Origin of the sequence: Streptomyces sp. YIM 121038 (assembly GCF_006088715.1) — a bacterium.
Taxonomy (GTDB): domain Bacteria; phylum Actinomycetota; class Actinomycetes; order Streptomycetales; family Streptomycetaceae; genus Streptomyces.
In genome coordinates, this window is sequence record NZ_CP030771.1 from 2,778,032 (window position 1) to 2,793,440 (window position 15,409).

At 73.7% G+C, this 15,409-nt stretch carries 19 protein-coding genes; 5 read left to right on the forward strand and 14 right to left on the reverse strand.

The window, feature by feature from the left end; translation table 11 throughout:
• Positions 1 to 243 precede the first annotated feature (243 nt).
• From C9F11_RS48585 to hisI, 7 genes are all read right to left on the reverse strand, one after another.
• The gene (locus C9F11_RS48585) at positions 244 to 438 is read right to left on the reverse strand and encodes a hypothetical protein (protein WP_249402163.1); all 195 of its coding nucleotides are present in this window, start codon (positions 436 to 438) and stop codon (positions 244 to 246) included.
• Positions 435 to 1,244 carry an indole-3-glycerol phosphate synthase TrpC gene (trpC, locus tag C9F11_RS11565; RefSeq protein ID WP_138959190.1) on the reverse strand — a complete coding sequence of 270 codons (810 nt, stop codon included), beginning with the start codon at positions 1,242 to 1,244 and terminating at the stop codon, positions 435 to 437. Before trpC ends, C9F11_RS48585 begins: the two co-directional genes overlap by 4 nt.
• Before the next feature lie 135 nt (positions 1,245 to 1,379).
• Complete coding sequence (locus C9F11_RS11570) at positions 1,380 to 1,817, reverse strand: DUF2752 domain-containing protein (protein ID WP_138959191.1); 438 nt, start codon at positions 1,815 to 1,817, stop codon at positions 1,380 to 1,382.
• A gap of 110 nt (positions 1,818 to 1,927) precedes the next feature.
• On the reverse strand, positions 1,928 to 2,152 hold the full coding sequence (locus C9F11_RS11575) for an HGxxPAAW family protein (RefSeq protein WP_138959192.1): 225 nt from the start codon (positions 2,150 to 2,152) through the stop codon (positions 1,928 to 1,930).
• Between the two features lie 109 nt (positions 2,153 to 2,261).
• Entirely contained in the window at positions 2,262 to 2,918 is a 657-nt protein-coding gene (locus C9F11_RS11580) for a TIGR02234 family membrane protein (RefSeq protein ID WP_138959193.1), read from the reverse strand.
• Positions 2,919 to 2,925: 7 nt separating this feature from the next.
• Positions 2,926 to 4,443: an anthranilate synthase component I gene (locus C9F11_RS11585; protein WP_138959194.1), complete on the reverse strand. Its 1,518-nt coding sequence runs from the start codon at positions 4,441 to 4,443 to the stop codon at positions 2,926 to 2,928.
• A 9-nt stretch (positions 4,444 to 4,452) separates the two neighbouring features.
• Complete coding sequence (gene hisI, locus C9F11_RS11590; RefSeq protein WP_138959195.1) at positions 4,453 to 4,818, reverse strand: phosphoribosyl-AMP cyclohydrolase; 366 nt, start codon at positions 4,816 to 4,818, stop codon at positions 4,453 to 4,455.
• An 83-nt stretch (positions 4,819 to 4,901) separates the two neighbouring features.
• Here hisI and C9F11_RS11595 point away from each other — a divergent pair, with 83 nt between their 5' ends.
• Positions 4,902 to 5,537 carry a TIGR03085 family metal-binding protein gene (locus tag C9F11_RS11595; RefSeq protein ID WP_138959196.1) on the forward strand — a complete coding sequence of 212 codons (636 nt, stop codon included), beginning with the start codon at positions 4,902 to 4,904 and terminating at the stop codon, positions 5,535 to 5,537.
• Between the two features lie 31 nt (positions 5,538 to 5,568).
• On the opposite strand, the gene hisF is transcribed toward C9F11_RS11595, so the two are convergent.
• The 7 genes from hisF to hisD all read right to left on the reverse strand — a co-directional run bounded on the left by hisF (position 5,569) and on the right by hisD (position 11,012).
• Positions 5,569 to 6,324, reverse strand: coding sequence for an imidazole glycerol phosphate synthase subunit HisF (gene hisF, locus C9F11_RS11600; protein WP_138959197.1), 756 nt, complete (start codon positions 6,322 to 6,324; stop codon positions 5,569 to 5,571).
• A 109-nt stretch (positions 6,325 to 6,433) separates the two neighbouring features.
• A complete protein-coding gene (gene priA / locus C9F11_RS11605; RefSeq protein WP_138959198.1) occupies positions 6,434 to 7,174 on the reverse strand; it encodes a bifunctional 1-(5-phosphoribosyl)-5-((5-phosphoribosylamino)methylideneamino)imidazole-4-carboxamide isomerase/phosphoribosylanthranilate isomerase PriA in 741 nt (246 codons plus the stop codon).
• Positions 7,174 to 7,824 (reverse strand): imidazole glycerol phosphate synthase subunit HisH, encoded by a 651-nt coding sequence (gene hisH / locus C9F11_RS11610; RefSeq protein ID WP_138959199.1) that lies wholly within the window; start codon positions 7,822 to 7,824, stop codon positions 7,174 to 7,176. The genes priA and hisH overlap by 1 nt, the downstream gene beginning before the upstream one ends.
• On the reverse strand, positions 7,821 to 7,985 hold the full coding sequence (locus C9F11_RS47330; RefSeq protein WP_171075704.1) for a hypothetical protein: 165 nt from the start codon (positions 7,983 to 7,985) through the stop codon (positions 7,821 to 7,823). Before C9F11_RS47330 ends, hisH begins: the two co-directional genes overlap by 4 nt.
• Before the next feature lie 5 nt (positions 7,986 to 7,990).
• The gene (gene hisB / locus C9F11_RS11615) at positions 7,991 to 8,584 is read right to left on the reverse strand and encodes an imidazoleglycerol-phosphate dehydratase HisB (protein WP_138959200.1); all 594 of its coding nucleotides are present in this window, start codon (positions 8,582 to 8,584) and stop codon (positions 7,991 to 7,993) included.
• A complete protein-coding gene (locus C9F11_RS11620; protein WP_138959201.1) occupies positions 8,581 to 9,693 on the reverse strand; it encodes a histidinol-phosphate transaminase in 1,113 nt (370 codons plus the stop codon). The genes hisB and C9F11_RS11620 overlap by 4 nt, the downstream gene beginning before the upstream one ends.
• Positions 9,690 to 11,012 (reverse strand): histidinol dehydrogenase, encoded by a 1,323-nt coding sequence (hisD, locus tag C9F11_RS11625; protein ID WP_138959202.1) that lies wholly within the window; start codon positions 11,010 to 11,012, stop codon positions 9,690 to 9,692. Before hisD ends, C9F11_RS11620 begins: the two co-directional genes overlap by 4 nt.
• Before the next feature lie 299 nt (positions 11,013 to 11,311).
• Between hisD and C9F11_RS11630 the strand changes: the two genes are divergently transcribed.
• The 4 genes from C9F11_RS11630 to ybaK all read left to right on the forward strand — a co-directional run bounded on the left by C9F11_RS11630 (position 11,312) and on the right by ybaK (position 15,334).
• Positions 11,312 to 12,886: an oxidoreductase gene (locus C9F11_RS11630; RefSeq protein ID WP_138959203.1), complete on the forward strand. Its 1,575-nt coding sequence runs from the start codon at positions 11,312 to 11,314 to the stop codon at positions 12,884 to 12,886.
• 135 nt (positions 12,887 to 13,021) lie between these two features.
• Positions 13,022 to 14,038, forward strand: coding sequence for a hypothetical protein (locus C9F11_RS11635; protein WP_138959204.1), 1,017 nt, complete (start codon positions 13,022 to 13,024; stop codon positions 14,036 to 14,038).
• Positions 14,039 to 14,049: 11 nt separating this feature from the next.
• The gene (locus C9F11_RS11640) at positions 14,050 to 14,790 is read left to right on the forward strand and encodes an LON peptidase substrate-binding domain-containing protein (RefSeq protein ID WP_138959205.1); all 741 of its coding nucleotides are present in this window, start codon (positions 14,050 to 14,052) and stop codon (positions 14,788 to 14,790) included.
• Positions 14,791 to 14,833: 43 nt separating this feature from the next.
• Positions 14,834 to 15,334, forward strand: a complete 501-nt coding sequence (gene ybaK / locus C9F11_RS11645) for a Cys-tRNA(Pro) deacylase (protein WP_138959206.1) — start codon at positions 14,834 to 14,836, stop codon at positions 15,332 to 15,334.
• The last annotated feature ends 75 nt before the right edge of the window (positions 15,335 to 15,409 follow it).

Consider the following 15,409-nt stretch of genomic DNA (forward strand, 5'->3'; position numbering starts at 1 on the left):
GCTGGGTACCTCGTTGTCTGCGTGGGCGAACGTGAGTCAGCGTCTGCACGCCCGTACGCCGCCGCTCCGCGGCGGATCCTCCCACCCACCCGTTTGCTCCCGAGCGGCGAGGCGTGGGCCTCGGGGTCCAGGGGCGGAGCCCCGGTCTCGGGAAGGGGTGGGCTTGGGGAATCCAAGTCCGCCGCGACGGCGAGCAACCCCGGCAGACCGGTCCGGCGGTGCCGAACCAGCCGCGCGCAGGGGTCAGGGGCGCGCGCCGCGAGGGCGCCATCGCATCCCGTTGACCTGCCCGGGCTCGTCCCCGATGACGTACCGCACGCGCCGCCCGTGCACCCGCCGCGCGGGCGCCCGGCAGCCACGCGGCCGGCACCCGCGGGCGAGGCGGGCGTACGGGTCGCGCGTGGCGGCGAGGCGTTCGGCGGACACGGGCCGGGTCAGCTCCGGCCGTGCCGCAGGGCCGGGTGGGCACCCGCAGCGACCAGGTCGGACACGGCGGCCCTCGGGTCGCGGCCGGTGACGAGGGACTCGCCCACGAGCACCGCGTCGGCGCCCGCGTTCGCGTAGGCGATGAGGTCGTGCGGCCCGCGCACGCCGGACTCGGCGATCTTCACCACGGAGTCGGGCAGCTCGGGCGCGACGCGCTCGAACGTGGCGCGGTCGACCTTGAGGGTCTTCAGGTCGCGCGCGTTCACCCCGATGACGCGGGCGCCCGCGTCGAGGGCGCGCTCGGCCTCGTCCTCGTCGTGGACCTCCACGATCGGGGTGAGGCCGATGGACTCGGCGCGCTCGATCAGCGACTCGAGGGCGGGCTGGTCGAGGGCCGCGACGATCAGCAGGGCGAGGTCGGCGCCGTACGCGCGGGCCTCCCACAGCTGGTACGAGGTGACGATGAAGTCCTTGCGCAGCACCGGGATGTCGACCTTGGCGCGCACGGCCTCCAGGTCGGCGAGCGAGCCGCCGAAGCGGCGCTCCTCGGTGAGCACGGAGATGACGGCGGCGCCGCCCGCCTCGTAGTCGGCGGCGAGGCCGGCCGGGTCGGCGATCGCGGCGAGCGCGCCCTTGGACGGGCTGGAGCGCTTGACCTCGCAGATGACCTTGACGCCCTCACCGCGCAGCGCGGCCGCGCCGTCCTTGGCCGCCGGGGCCTTCGCCGCGCGCTCCTTGAGCTCGTCGAGGCTGACACGCGCCTGCCGCTGTGCGAGGTCGGCACGGACTCCGTCGATGATCTCGTCGAGCACACTCACGCGAGCGGCCCCCTTCCCTGCTTTCCGATGGTCACTGCGATGGTATCCGCAGCACGGCGTAGTACTCGCATCCGGTTGACGAGGCTCTCACTACCTGGACTCTACGCCGGTTCCGCGGCGGTCTCCCGGGGGCCGCTAGGGGTGCAGCCAGGACCCGAACGGCAGGTTGCGTACGAGGGTGAAGATCGCGAGGAGGGTGCCGACGGCCCACAGCTGGGCCCGGCCGAGCTCGATCCGCACGGGTCTGCCGCGCACCGCCCGGACGGCCCAGAGCACCCACAGGACGGCGAAGAGGCCGTAGCCGACGACGGCGACGGCGTTGGCGCCGAGGGCCGTGGCGAGGTCGCCGTGGGCGAAGGCGTACGCGCTGCGCAGACCGCCGCAGCCGGGGCAGTAGACGCCCGTGAAGTACAGCAGCGGGCAGGTCGGGTAGTGGCCCGGCTCGTTGGGGTCGACGGTGGCGACGTACGCGAAGGCGGCGGCGACGGAGCCGAGCACGCCGAGCGGCACGGCGAGGCGGCGCAGCGCGGGGCCCGCGCCCGTGGGCACGGCGGTCTCCTGTTCGGCGGTCACCGGGGCATTGTCCCCCGCGTACCGCCCGGGCGCCGTCCGGGCACCCGGGCGGTACGCCGACGGGGCGGCCGGACGTGTGTCCCGGCCGCCCCGTCGGCGTACGCGCGCGGTCAGCTCTCGGAGCCGGCCACCTGGGGCTGGTGCGGCTTCTGGCCGAGGCCGGCGAGGCGCATCGCGAAGCCGACGAGACCGCCGACGAGGATGACCGCCATACCGGCCCAGAAGCCCACGGGCTTCGCCATCACCATGAAGGCACCCGCGACGCAGAAACCGATGAAGGCGATGATGACACCGGTCCAGGCGGCCGGGGTGTGTCCGTGGCCATGTCCCGCCATGACTTGCTCCTCGTTAGCTGTGGCTGTGCGTGTGTTGAACGCTGGGTCCATTGTCCCGTACGCGGGATCATGCCCTGTGCCGGGGTGTCCCGGCCGGTCGGCACGGCCGCTAGCCGGCCTGTGTCGGGTCCTCGCCCCGGTCGATGGCCTTCCACAGGTCCTCGGGGCGGTCGGGGTCCGGGGCGCGGCGGGCGCGCGGGCGCGGGGCGCCGTCGCGCTCGTAGCGGCCGGACATGGCGGGCCAGGCGCGGCCGCGGGCCAGGGCGAGCAGCCCCGCGGCCAGGATGAGCACGCCGGCGGCCACGGCCGCGTACGGCCAGCCGGTGTGGCTGAGCCCGGCGACCTCGGCCGCGGCGCCGCCGGAGGCGGTCGCGGCCTTGTCGTCGAGGGCGGCGCGGTCGCTCGCGCCGAGCAGCGCCGCGACGGCGATGCCGACGCCGCTGAGGGCGAGCAGCGCCGACACGAGCACGCGCCCGGCGCGGCGGACGGCGAAGACCGCGACGAGCGCGGCCAGGCCGACTATCGCGAGCGCGGCGGGCACGCCCGTGACGTCGCTGCCCTTGGCGGTCAGCGGGAAGTCGCCGCCCGCGACGGCCGTGGAGCCGTGCGCCCAGGACTGCCGGGAGGCGAGCAGCGCGAGGGCCGCGCCCGCGGCGCCGAGCAGCAGGGCGGCGGCGAGGCTGCGGCGGCCGCCGCCGCGCGCGGTACGGCCCGCGGCGGCCTGGGGTGCGTCCTCGGTACGGGGCGTCGGCAGGGCAGAAGTCACCCGTCCACTATCCCTCACGGCCCGCGGCGGCGTGCAGGCGGTTCGCGGTATGGATGGCGCGGAGCACGGCGGCGGCCTTGTTGCGGCACTCGGTGTCCTCGGCGACGGGGTCGGAGTCGGCGACGACGCCCGCCCCGGCCTGGACGTAGGCGGTGCCCTCGCGAAGGAGCGCGGTGCGGATGGCGATGGCGGTGTCGGAGTCGCCCGCGAAGTCGAGGTAGCCGACGCAGCCGCCGTACAGGCCGCGCCGGGCGGGTTCGAGCTCGTCGATGATCTGCATCGCACGGGGCTTGGGGGCGCCGGAGAGGGTGCCCGCGGGGAAGCAGGCGGTGAGCACGTCGAAGGCGGAGCGGCCGGCGGCGACGCGGCCGGTGACCGTCGAGACGATGTGCATGACGTGCGAGTACTTCTCGATGGACATGAAGTCCACGACCTCGACGGAGCCCGGCTCGCAGACGCGCCCGAGGTCGTTGCGGCCGAGGTCGACGAGCATCAGGTGCTCGGCGCGCTCCTTGGGGTCGGCGAGGAGCTCGTCGGCGAGCTCCTGGTCCTGCTTGGGCGTGGCGCCGCGCGGGCGGGTCCCGGCGATGGGGTGCACCATGGCGCGCCCGTCCTCGACCTTGACCAGGGCCTCGGGGCTCGATCCGACGACGTCGAACCCCTCGAACCGGAGCAGGTACATGTACGGGGAGGGGTTGGTGGCCCGCAGCACCCGGTAGACGTCCAGGGCACTGGCCGCGCAGGGCGTCTCGAACCGCTGCGAGGGCACGACCTGGAAGGCCTCGCCCGCGCGGATGCGCTCCTTGATGTCCTCGACGGCGGCCTGGTACTCGAGGCCGCCCCAGCGGGCGGTGAACTCCGGCAGCGCGGAGGGCGGCAGGGCGGCCGGGGGCTGCGCGACGGGCCGCGACAGGTCGGCCTCCATGGCGTCGAGCCGGGCCACGGCGTCGGCGTGGGCCTCGTCGACGCCGGTGTCGAGGTCGTTGTGGTTGATCGCGTTGGCGATGAGCAGGACCGAGCCGTCCCAGTGGTCGAGCACGGCGAGGTCGCTGGTCAGCAGCATGGTCAGCTCGGGCAGGCCGAGGTCGTCGACCTCGCCGGGGCCGATCTTCTCCAGGCGGCGCACGATGTCGTAGCCGAGGTAGCCGACCATGCCGCCGGTGAAGGGCGGCAGGCCCTCGGACCCGGTGAGGTCGCGCGGGGTGTGCAGGGCGGCGACGGTGGCGCGCAGCGCGGCGAGCGGGTCGCCGGACGTGGGCACGCCGACCGGCGGGGTGCCCAGCCAGTGGGCCTCGCCGTCGCGCACGGTCAGGGCGGCGGAGCTGCGCACGCCGACGAAGGAGTAGCGAGACCAGAGGAAGTCGGCGCGGCCGTTCTCCGCGGACTCCAGGAGGAAGGTGCCGGGGCGCTCGGCGGCGAGCTTGCGGTAGAGCCCGACCGGGGTGTCGCCGTCGGCGAGGAGCCGGCGGCTGACGGGGATCACTCGGCGGTCGGCCGCGAGCTTGCGGAAGGTCTCAAGATCCATGGGGCGACCCTACTGGCCGAGCGGGAGCACGTCGGAGTCGAAGCAGGTGCGCGTGCCCGTGTGGCAGGCGGCGCCGACCTGGTCGACCTTGACGAGGACGGTGTCGGCGTCGCAGTCGAGGGCGACGGACTTCACGTGCTGGACGTGCCCGGAGGTGTCCCCCTTGACCCAGTACTCCTGGCGGCTGCGCGACCAGTAGGTGCAGCGTCCGGTGGTCAGGGTGCGGTGCAGCGCCTCGTCGTCCATCCAGCCGAGCATCAGCACCTCACCGGTGTCGTACTGCTGGGCGACTGCGGGGAAGAGGCCGTCGGCGCCGCGCTTGAGGCGGGCGGCGATCTCGGGGGCGAGGCTGCTGGGTGCGGGCGTGCTGCTCATGCCCGCCATTGTGCCGCGCCCGGGCGGCGCGCCCCGCGGAGGTCCACTGTGCGGACCGCACGCGCGGTCGTACGCTGGCTCCCATGTCGACCCATGCCAAGCGTGAACGACTCCTCCTCGCGGACCTCCTGGAGGCGGCGGGCCCGGACGCACCGACCCTGTGCGAGGGCTGGAGCACCCGTGATCTCGCCGCGCACGTGGTGGTGCGCGAGCGGCGCGCGGACGCCGCGGGCGGAATCGTGATCAAGCAGCTCGCGTCCCGTCTGGAGCGGGTGCAGGCCGAGTTCGCCGCGAAGCCGTACGAGGAGCTGATCCAGCTGATCCGTACGGGGCCGCCGCGGTTCTCGCCCTTCAACCTGAAGCAGGTCGACGAGGCGGCGAACGCCGTCGAGTTCTACGTCCACACCGAGGACGTGCGCCGTGCCGAGCCCGGCTGGACCCCGCGCGAGCTCGACCCCGTCTTCTCCGACGCCCTGTGGGCACGCCTGGAGCGCACGGCCCGCGTCATCGGCCGCAAGGCGCCCGTGGGCCTGGTCCTGCGCCGGCCCGACGGCCAGACGGCGGTGGCCCACCGCGGCACTCCGGTGGTCACGGCCACCGGGGAGCCCGCCGAGCTCCTGATGTTCGTCTTCGGCCGCCAGGAGGTGGCGGACGTGGAGCTGGAGGGCGACAAGGAGGCCGTGGCCAAGCTCCACGAGACCAAGCAGCTGGGCCTCTAGCGCCGCCGGGCGGCGGGGGCTCCGGGGCGGGTCAGCGCACCGGGTGGCCCGCCGTCCGCAGGGTCTCCTTCACCTCGCCGATCCGCAGGTCGCCGAAGTGGAAGACGGACGCGGCGAGGACCGCGTCGGCGCCCGCGGCCACGGCGGGCGGGAAGTGGTCGAGGCGGCCCGCGCCGCCGGAGGCGATGACGGGCACGGTGACGTGCTTGCGGACGGCCTCGATCATTTCGAGGTCGTAGCCGTCCTTGGTGCCGTCGGCGTCCATCGAGTTGAGCAGGATCTCGCCCGCGCCGAGCTCGGCGGCCCGGTGGGCCCACTCGACGGCGTCGATCCCGGCGGACTTCCGGCCGCCGTGCGTGGTCACCTCGAAGGTGCCCGACTCCGTGCGGCGGGCGTCCACCGACAGGACGAGGACCTGGCGGCCGAAGCGCTCGGCGATCTCGCGGATCAGGTCGGGGCGGGCGAGGGCGGCGGTGTTCACACCGACCTTGTCGGCGCCCGCGCGCAGCAGCTTGTCGACGTCCTCGGCGGTGCGCACGCCGCCGCCGACGGTGAGCGGGATGAAGACCTGCTCGGCGGTGCGGCGGACCACGTCGTAGGTGGTCTCGCGGTTGCCGGACGAGGCGGTGATGTCCAGGAAGGTCAGCTCGTCGGCGCCCTCGGCGTCGTAGACCTTCGCCATCTCGACGGGGTCGCCCGCGTCGCGCAGGTTCTGGAAGTTGACGCCCTTGACGACCCGGCCGTTGTCGACGTCCAGGCAGGGGATGACTCGGACGGCGAGCGTCACGATGGTGCTCCTTGAGGGACTTCTCGGAATGCTTCGAGTTCTGCTTCGACCAGGATGCGCGGGTCGACGAGGACCGGCACCCGGGCGGAGCCGCCCGCCCGGGTGCCGGTCATCGGGACACGGCCTCCAGGGCCTCTTCGAGGGTGAACGCCTTCGCGTACAGCGCCTTGCCGACGATGGAGCCCTCGACGCCCTGCGGGACGAGCTCGGCGATGGCGCGCAGGTCGTCCAGGGACGAGACGCCGCCGGAGGCGACGACCGGGCGGTCGGTGGCCGCGCAGACGGTGCGCAGGAGCTCCAGGTTCGGGCCCTGGAGCGTGCCGTCCTTGGCGATGTCGGTGACCACGTAGCGGGCGCAGCCCTCGGCGTTGAGGCGCTCCAGGGTCTCGTACAGGTCGCCGCCGTCGCGGGTCCAGCCGCGGCCGCGCAAGGTGGTGCCGCGCACGTCGAGGCCGACGGCGATCTTGTCGCCGTGCTCGGCGATGACCTTGGCGACCCACTCGGGGGTCTCCAGGGCGGCCGTGCCGAGGTTGACGCGGGTGCAGCCGGTGGCGAGCGCGGCGGCCAGCGAGGCGTCGTCGCGGATGCCGCCGGAGAGCTCGACCTTGATGTCCATGGCCCCGGTGACCTCGGCGATCAGGTCGCGGTTGTCGCCGGTGCCGAAGGCGGCGTCGAGGTCGACCAGGTGCAGCCACTCGGCGCCCGCGCGCTGCCAGGCGAGGGCGGCCTCCAGGGGGGAGCCGTACGAGGTCTCCGTGCCGGACTCGCCGTGCACGAGGCGGACGGCCTGGCCGTCGCGGACGTCGACGGCGGGGAGGAGTTCGAGCTTCGGGGCCGTGAGAGGGGCCATCAGAGGGTTCCGATCCAGTTCTTCAGCAGCTGCGCTCCGGCGTCGCCGGACTTCTCGGGGTGGAACTGCGTGGCCCACAGGGCGCCGTTCTCGACGGCCGCCACGAAGGGCGAGCCGTGCGTGGCCCAGGTGACCTTGGGGGCGCGCATCGCGGGGTTCGCGACCTCCAGGGTCCAGTCCTGGACGGCGTACGAGTGCACGAAGTAGTAGCGCTCGTCCGCGGCCAGGCCGCGGAACAGCTCGGAGCCCTCGGGGGCCTCGACCGTGTTCCAGCCCATGTGGGGCACGACGTCGGCCTTCAGGGGCTCGACGGTGCCGGGCCACTCGTCCAGGCCCTCGGTCTCGACGCCGTGCTCGATGCCCTGGGCGAAGAGGATCTGCATGCCGACGCAGATGCCCATGACGGGGCGGCCGCCGGACAGGCGGCGGCCGACGAGCCAGTCGCCGCGCACGGACCGCAGGCCCCGCATGCAGGCGGCGAAGGCGCCCACGCCGGGCACCAGGAGGCCGTCGGCGTTCATGGCCGTGTCGTAGTCACGGGTGATCTCGACGTCGGCGCCCACGCGCGCGAGGGCGCGCTCGGCGGACCGCACGTTCCCGAAGCCGTAGTCGAGGACGACGACCTTCTTGGCGGATCCGGCGGAGGTCAATTCCACACCTCCAGGCGGACGATGCCCGCGAGCAGGCACATGCCCGCGCCGATGGAGAGCAGTGTGATCAGGCTCTTGGACTGCTTCTGCTTGGCGAAGGAGTAGACGCCGCCGAGCAGGAAGAGCCCGACGAAGATCAGCATGGTGGAGATGCCGTTCATGCGGTTTACAGCGCTCCCTTGGTGGAGGGGAGGATGCCGGCGGCGCGCGGGTCGCGCTCGCTGGCGTACCGCAGCGCTCGCGCGAGGGCCTTGAACTGGCACTCGACGACGTGGTGGGCGTTGCGCCCGTAGGGCACGTGGACGTGCAGGGCGATCTGCGCCTGGGCGACGAAGGACTCGAAGATGTGCCGGGTCATCGTCGTGTCGTACTCGCCGATCATCGGGGCCAGGTTCTCGGGCTCCGTGTGGACGAGGTACGGGCGGCCGCTGAGGTCGACGGTGACCTGGGCGAGGGACTCGTCGAGCGGCACCGTGCAGTTGCCGAAGCGGTAGATGCCCACCTTGTCGCCGAGCGCCTGCTTGAAGGCGGCGCCGAGCGCGAGGGCGGTGTCCTCGATGGTGTGGTGGGTGTCGATGTGCAGGTCGCCCTCGGTCTTGACCGTGAGGTCGAACAGGCCGTGGCGGCCGAGCTGGTCGAGCATGTGGTCGTAGAAGCCGACCCCGGTCGACACGTCGACCTTGCCGGTGCCGTCGAGGTCGATCTCGACGACGACCGAGGTCTCCTTGGTGGTCCGTTCGACACGGCCTAGGCGGCTCATGCTCCCTGCTCCTTCTTGAGTGCGCGTACCGCATCGAGGAACGCGTCGTTTTCGGCGGGGGTTCCCGCGGTCACCCGCAGCATGCCGGGCACGCCGTTGTCGCGGACGAGGACCCCGTGGTCGAGGATCCGCCGCCAGGCGTCGTGGGCGTCGGCGAACCGCCCGAACTGGACGAAGTTGGCGTCCGACTCCGTCACTTCGAAGCCGAGGTCCCGCAGCCCGGTGACGAGGCGGTCGCGCTCGGCCTTGAGCTGCTCGACGTACCCGAGGAGGGTGTCCGTGTGCTCCAGGGCGGCGAGCGCGGTGGCCTGGGTGACGGCCGACAGGTGGTACGGCAGGCGCACCAGCTGGACGGCGTCCACGACCGCCGGGTCGGCGGCCAGATAGCCGAGGCGCAGGCCCGCGGCGCCGAACGCCTTGGACATGGTGCGCGAGACCACCAGGTGCGGCCGCCCTTCGAGCAGCGGGAGCAGCGACTCGCCGTGGCTGAACTCCACGTACGCCTCGTCGACCACGACCATGGACGGCTTGGCGGCCTGGGCGGCGTCGTACAGGGCGATGACGGCCTCGCGCGGCACGGCGTTGCCCGTGGGGTTGTTGGGCGTGGTGATGAAGACGACGTCCGGCGCGTTCCGCGCGATGGCCGCCGTGGCGGCCTCGACGTCGATCGTGTAGTCGTCGTTCCGCGGCCCGGAGATCCAGCCGGTGCCGGTGCCGCGCGCGATCAGGGCGTGCATCGAGTACGAGGGCTCGAAGCCGATGGCGGTGCGGCCCGGGCCGCCGAAGGTCTGGAGCAGCTGCTGGATGACCTCGTTCGAGCCGTTCGCCGCCCAGACGTGGGCGCGGGTGACCTCGTGGCCGCCGGTGCGGGTCAGATAGGCGGCGAGCTGGGTGCGCAGCTCGACGGCGTCCCGGTCGGGGTAGCGGTTCAGGGAGCGCGCGGCCTCGCGGACGCGCTCGGCGATGCGCTCGACGAGCGGCTCGGGCAGCGGGTAGGGGTTCTCGTTGGTGTTCAGGCGGACGGGGACGTCGAGCTGCGGGGCGCCGTAGGGGGACTTGCCGCGCAGTTCGTCGCGTACGGGGAGGGAGTCGATCCTTGTGTCGCTCACTGGCCGGGCACCTTCCATCCGAACCTGGCCTTGACGGCGGCGCCGTGAGCGGGCAGGTCCTCCGCCTCGGCGAGCGTCACCACGTGGTGGGCGACCTCGGCGAGGGCGTCGCGGGTGTAGTCCACGATGTGGATGCCGCGCAGGAAGGACTGGACGGACAGGCCCGAGGAGTGGCAGGCGCAGCCGCCGGTGGGCAGCACGTGGTTGGAGCCCGCGCAGTAGTCGCCGAGCGAGACCGGCGCCCACGGGCCGACGAAGATCGCGCCCGCGTTCTTCACCCGGTCCGCGACGGCGGGCGCGTCGGCGGTCTGGATCTCCAGGTGCTCGGCGCCGTACGCGTCGACGACGCGCAGGCCCTCCTCCAGGCCGTCCACGAGCACGACCGCGGACTGGCGGCCGCTCAGGGCGGGCGCGATCCGGTCCTCGACGTGCTTGGTGGCGGCGACCTGCGGCTCCAGTTCCTTGACGACCGCGTCGGCGAGCGCCACGGAGTCCGTGACCAGGACGGCGGCCGCGAGCGGGTCGTGCTCGGCCTGGCTGATCAGGTCGGACGCGATGTGCGCCGGGTCCGCGGTGTCGTCGGCGAGGACCGCGATCTCCGTCGGGCCCGCCTCGGTGTCGATGCCGATGCGGCCGGTGAAGTACCGCTTGGCGGCGGCGACCCAGATGTTGCCGGGCCCGGTGACCATGTTGGCCGGGGCGCACTCCTCGGTGCCGTACGCGAACATCGCCACGGCCTGGGCGCCGCCGACCGCGTACACCTCGTCGATGCCGAGGAGGGCGCAGGCGGCGAGGATCGTCGGGTGCGGCAGGCCGCCGAACTCCTTCTGCGGCGGTGAGGCGAGCGCCATGGAGCCGACCCCGGCCTCCTGCGCGGGCACCGCGTTCATGATCACGGAGGAGGGGTAGACGGACCGGCCGCCCGGGGCGTAGAGGCCCACGCGCTCGACCGGCACCCACTTCTCGGTGACCGAGCCGCCGGGCACGACCTGGGTGGTGTGCGGGGCGCGGCGCTGGGCGCGGTGGACGGTGCGGGCCCGGCGGATGGACTCCTCCAGGGCGGCGCGCACGTCCGCGTCGAGGCCCGTGAGGGCCTCGGTGAGCGCGGCCGCGGGCACCCGGACCCGCTCCAGGCGCACGCCGTCGAACTTCTCCGCGTAGTCGATCAGTGCCGCGTCGCCGCGATGATGCACGTCTTCGCAGATGGGCCGCACCTTCTCCAGGGCGGCCGCGACGTCGAAGTCGGCACGGGGCAGCAGGGCGCGCAGCGCGGGGCCCTCGGGGAGGGCCTCGCCGCGCAGATCGATTCGAGAGATCACATGGCCAATTCTCGCAGACGGCCGCGAGCGGCCTGTCGGCCGTATCAGTGAGTGATACGAGACGGTCCGCCACCGGGCGACGGGGCGCCCCGCGCCGGAGCCTTGCGTTCCGAATATCCGGCGCCGTCCAGCGGGAGCGCCCCGAAGGGGCGCGGGGAACTGCGCGACCAGCCACGGACGGCCCGCAGGTGCGACACGGCGCCTCCCGCGAAGCGCTAGCGTTCAGGCGGTCATGGAGCGGGCATGAACAGGTGTACGAGACACGGGCGCCCCAGAGCATCCACGGGAGGACGGCACCAGTGGTCGACGACACCGGCATCGGGGACCCCCCGGACGGGCTGACCGCCGCGGAGATCGGGATGTGGCAGGCGTTCCGCAACGGCACGGTGTACGACCTGAGGTCGGGCAACGCCACGGTCGACGATCCGCACGGCGCCCACCCCTGGGGCCCCGAGCGCAGCGTGCGGGCCCGCATCCTGGCCTGGCTGCTCCTCGACGGGCCGCCCGCGCTCGCGGGCCGGGTGTCGTCCCTGAAGCTCACGGGCGTACAGATCACGGACGTCCTGGACCTCGCGGGCGGCACGGTGGTGCCGTACACGGAGCTGAAGGGCTGCCGCTTCGAGAAGGAGGTCCTCCTGCCCGAGGCCCGCTTCACCACGCTGCGCATGGTCGACTGCTCCATCCCCCGCCTGGAGGCCGCCCGGCTGCACACCGAGGGCGATCTGCACCTGCCGCGCTGCCGGATCCACAACGGCATGCGCCTGACCGACGCCCACATCGGCACGGACCTGCTGCTCAACCAGGCCGTCGTCTACCGCGACCGGCGCACCCGCTCGCTGATGGCCGACGGCATGACCGTCGGCCAGGACCTCCAGGCCGAGATGCTGGAGTCGCACGGGGAGCTGCGCCTGCGCGGCGCGAAGGTCGGCGTCAGCCTGAGCCTGCGCGGCAGCCTCCTGACCAACCCCTACGGCCGCTACGCCCTGAACGCCCCGCAGCTCACCGTCGAGCGCACCCTGTACCTGACGCCCGCGGGGGTCGGCAATCCGCCGCAGACCAGCGGTACGACGCCCGCGCGCGGGACCCGCGTCCAGCGCTTCAGCTGCGAGGGCGGCATCCGCCTCGACGACGGGCGCTTCGGCGACGCGGTGGACTTCGGCCAGGCCCGCTTCACGCTCAAGGACGACCAGGAGGTGTCGCTGCGCCGGGTGCAGACGCCCGAGCTGCGCTTCCTCGGCGAGGCCCCGCAGCGCGGCAGGGTCGTCCTGTCCGGCGCCCGTGTCGTCAACCTGATGGACCGGGCGACGAGCTGGCCGGGCCCCGGTGCCCTCCAGATGGGCGGCTTCACGTACGAGAACCTCATCCCGCAGAGCGGCTTCCCGCTGTCGCGGCGCCTGGAGTGGGTGGCCGCGGCCACCGCCGAGTACAACCCGGAGCCGTACGAGAAGCTCGCCGCCGTCCTGCGCAACGGCGGCGAGGACGCCGACGCCCGCGAGGTCCTGCTCGCCAAGCAGCGCCGCCGCCGCGAGACGCTGCCGCTGGCGGCCAAGCTCTGGGGGTACGCCCAGGACTGGACCGTGGCCTACGGCTACCGGCCGGGGCGGGCCGCGCTGTGGATGGCGGTCCTGTGGGCGGCGAGCGCGATCGCCTTCTCCCGCGCCGACCACCCGCCCCTCAAGGAGGGCGAGCACCCCGACTGGAACCCGGCCCTGTTCGCCCTCGACCTGCTCCTGCCCGTCATCGACCTGGGCCAGGACACCTACTGGCAGCTCCGCGGCGGCTGGCAGTGGTTCGCGGCGGGCCTGATCCTGACGGGCTGGATCCTGGCGACGACGGTCGCGGCAGGCGCGACCCGCCTGCTCCGCAGGAACTGACGGCCCGGGGCACCGCCCGCGACGCCCCCGATTCGCGGCCGAACCGTTATGCGGCCCCGCACAACCAAGCCTTCGCCCCACCCGTCAACAGCAACGACCGCACCAGAACGTCCAGGCGTACGAGGGGGACCGCACATGCCGCTGCTGCGCGCCCTCATCCGCACGGCCCGCATGGTCCGGCACACCCCCCACCTGGCCGACGGCCTCCCCGCCGCCGACGAGGTGCTGCTCGACGTGCCGGACGACCGCCTCGGCCCGGCCCTCGTCGCCGCGGGCCGCGGCGACCACGGTCCGGCCGCCAAGCTGCTCGCCACCACCCGCGAGGCCGCCGAGTGGGAGAACCGCGACCGGTACGCCACCCGCCTCGCCGCCTTCGCCCGCTCCCGGCCCGAGTGGTTCGACGACTGGCTGACCGTCGCCCCGCACGACCCGGACGCCCTGCTGCTCAAGGCCGAGCTGGCGGTGGTGCGCGGCTGGGAGTCGCCCGCGCGCGCCGAGCTCCTGCGCGAGGTGAGCCCGCTGATCACGGCGGCGGCCGCGGCCGACCCGCGCGACCCCGTGCCCTGGCGCGTGGCCCTCGACCACGCCCGCGGCACCCACGCCTCGCACTCCGACTTCGAGGAGCTGTGGGGCCAGGCGGTGCGCCGCTCCTCGTACCACTACGGCTGTCACGCCTCGGCGCTGATGTACCTGTCGGCGGCCTGGTACGGCTCGCACACCGAGTGCTTCGACTTCGCGGAGCGCGCCGCCGCGGACGCGCTGCCCGGGTCGCTGATACAGGCGCTCCCGGTGCGCGCCGCGTTCGCGTACCTCGTGGGCGACGGCGGACGGCTGCCGCGCGGGCGCCTGGACGGGGCCGCCGACCTGGCCATCGCGCTCTCGGCCTCCTACGCCCCCGCCGACCCGTGGCCGGCCGAGGTGCGCAACCTCCTGGCGTACGTCCTCATCCGCCTGGAGCGCTGGCAGGAAGCGCTCGACCAGTTCCGGCTGATCGGCCCGTACGCGACCTCGTTCCCCTGGGACCGGATCGCCGACGACCCGCTCGGACAGTTCCTGGAGCTGCGCGACGGCGTCCGCATCGAGGTGGCCGCGCACACCCCGCTGCGGTCCGGACGCGGCCGCGCGGACGGCGGGGTCACCGGCGGCCGTTAGGCTTTCGGCTCGTGACGACCGTCCGGCTCCCCCTGTTCCCACTCAACTCGGTGCTGTTCCCGGGGCTCGTGCTGCCCCTGAACGTCTTCGAGGAGCGCTATCGCGCCATGATGCGCGACCTGCTCAAGTCTCCCGACGAGGACCAGCGGCAGTTCGCCGTCGTGGCGATCCGCGACGGCAGCGAGGTCGCACCGAGCGCGCCCGGCCTCCCCGACCAGACGACCCGGCCCGAGCAGGGCCCCGCCGCGGGCTTCGGCGACGACCCGCTGCGGGCCTTCCACGCGGTGGGCTGCGTCGCGGACGCGGCGACCATCCGCGAGCGCGAGGACGGCGGCTTCGAGGTGCTCGCCACCGGCACCACCCGGATGCGGCTGCGCTCGGTCGACGCCTCCGGCGCGTATCTGACGGCGGAGCTCGAACCGCTGCCCGAGGAGCCCGGCGACGAGGCGGGAGCCCTGGCCGAGGGCGTCCTGCGGGCCTTCCGCTCCTACCAGAAGCGCCTCGCGGGCGCGCGGGAGCGGTCCCTGTCGACGGGCACGGAGCTGCCGGACGACCCGTCGGTGGTGTCGTACCTGGTCGCGGCGGCCGCGGTCCTGGACACCCCCACCAAGCAGCGCCTCCTGGAGGCCGCCGACACGGCCTCCAGGCTGCGCGAGGAGCTGACGCTGCTGCGCAGCGAGACCGCGATCATCCGCAATCTGCCGTCGCTGCCCGCGACGGACCTCACGCGCGGCGCGACCAGCCTCAACTGACGTACCCCGGACGTATCCCGACGCATCCCCACGGGCAGGCGAAGTGGCGAAGAAGCAAAAGAAGTCCCAGACCGGCGGCACCCCGGCGACGGTCGCCCTCACGGGTGCGGGCGTCGCCTTCACCCTCCACGCGTACGACCACGACCCGTCCCACCCCTCGTACGGCGACGAGGCCGCCGAGGCGATGGGCGTCTCCCCCGACCGCGTCTTCAAGACCCTGGTCGCCGAGGTCGACGGCGAGCTGACCGTGGCCGTCGTGCCGGTCGCGGGCTCGCTCGACCTCAAGGCCCTGGCGGCGGCGGTCTCCGGCAAGCGCGCGGTCATGGCGGACCCGGCCGCGGCCGAGCGCACCACGGGCTATGTGCGCGGCGGCATCTCCCCCCTGGGCCAGCGCAAGAGGCTCCGCACGGTCCTGGACGACTCGGCCTCGGCCCACGCCACGATCTGCGTCTCGGCGGGCCGCCGGGGCCTGGAGGTGGAGCTCTCCCCCGCCGACCTGGCCACCCTCACCTCGGCGACGCTGGCCCCGATCGGGCGTGATTGACCCCTCGACGCCCTCGCGATCCTCGACTAGGACCACACCCATGTCGAAGAAAACGAGAAAGCGGAAGTGGCGGGT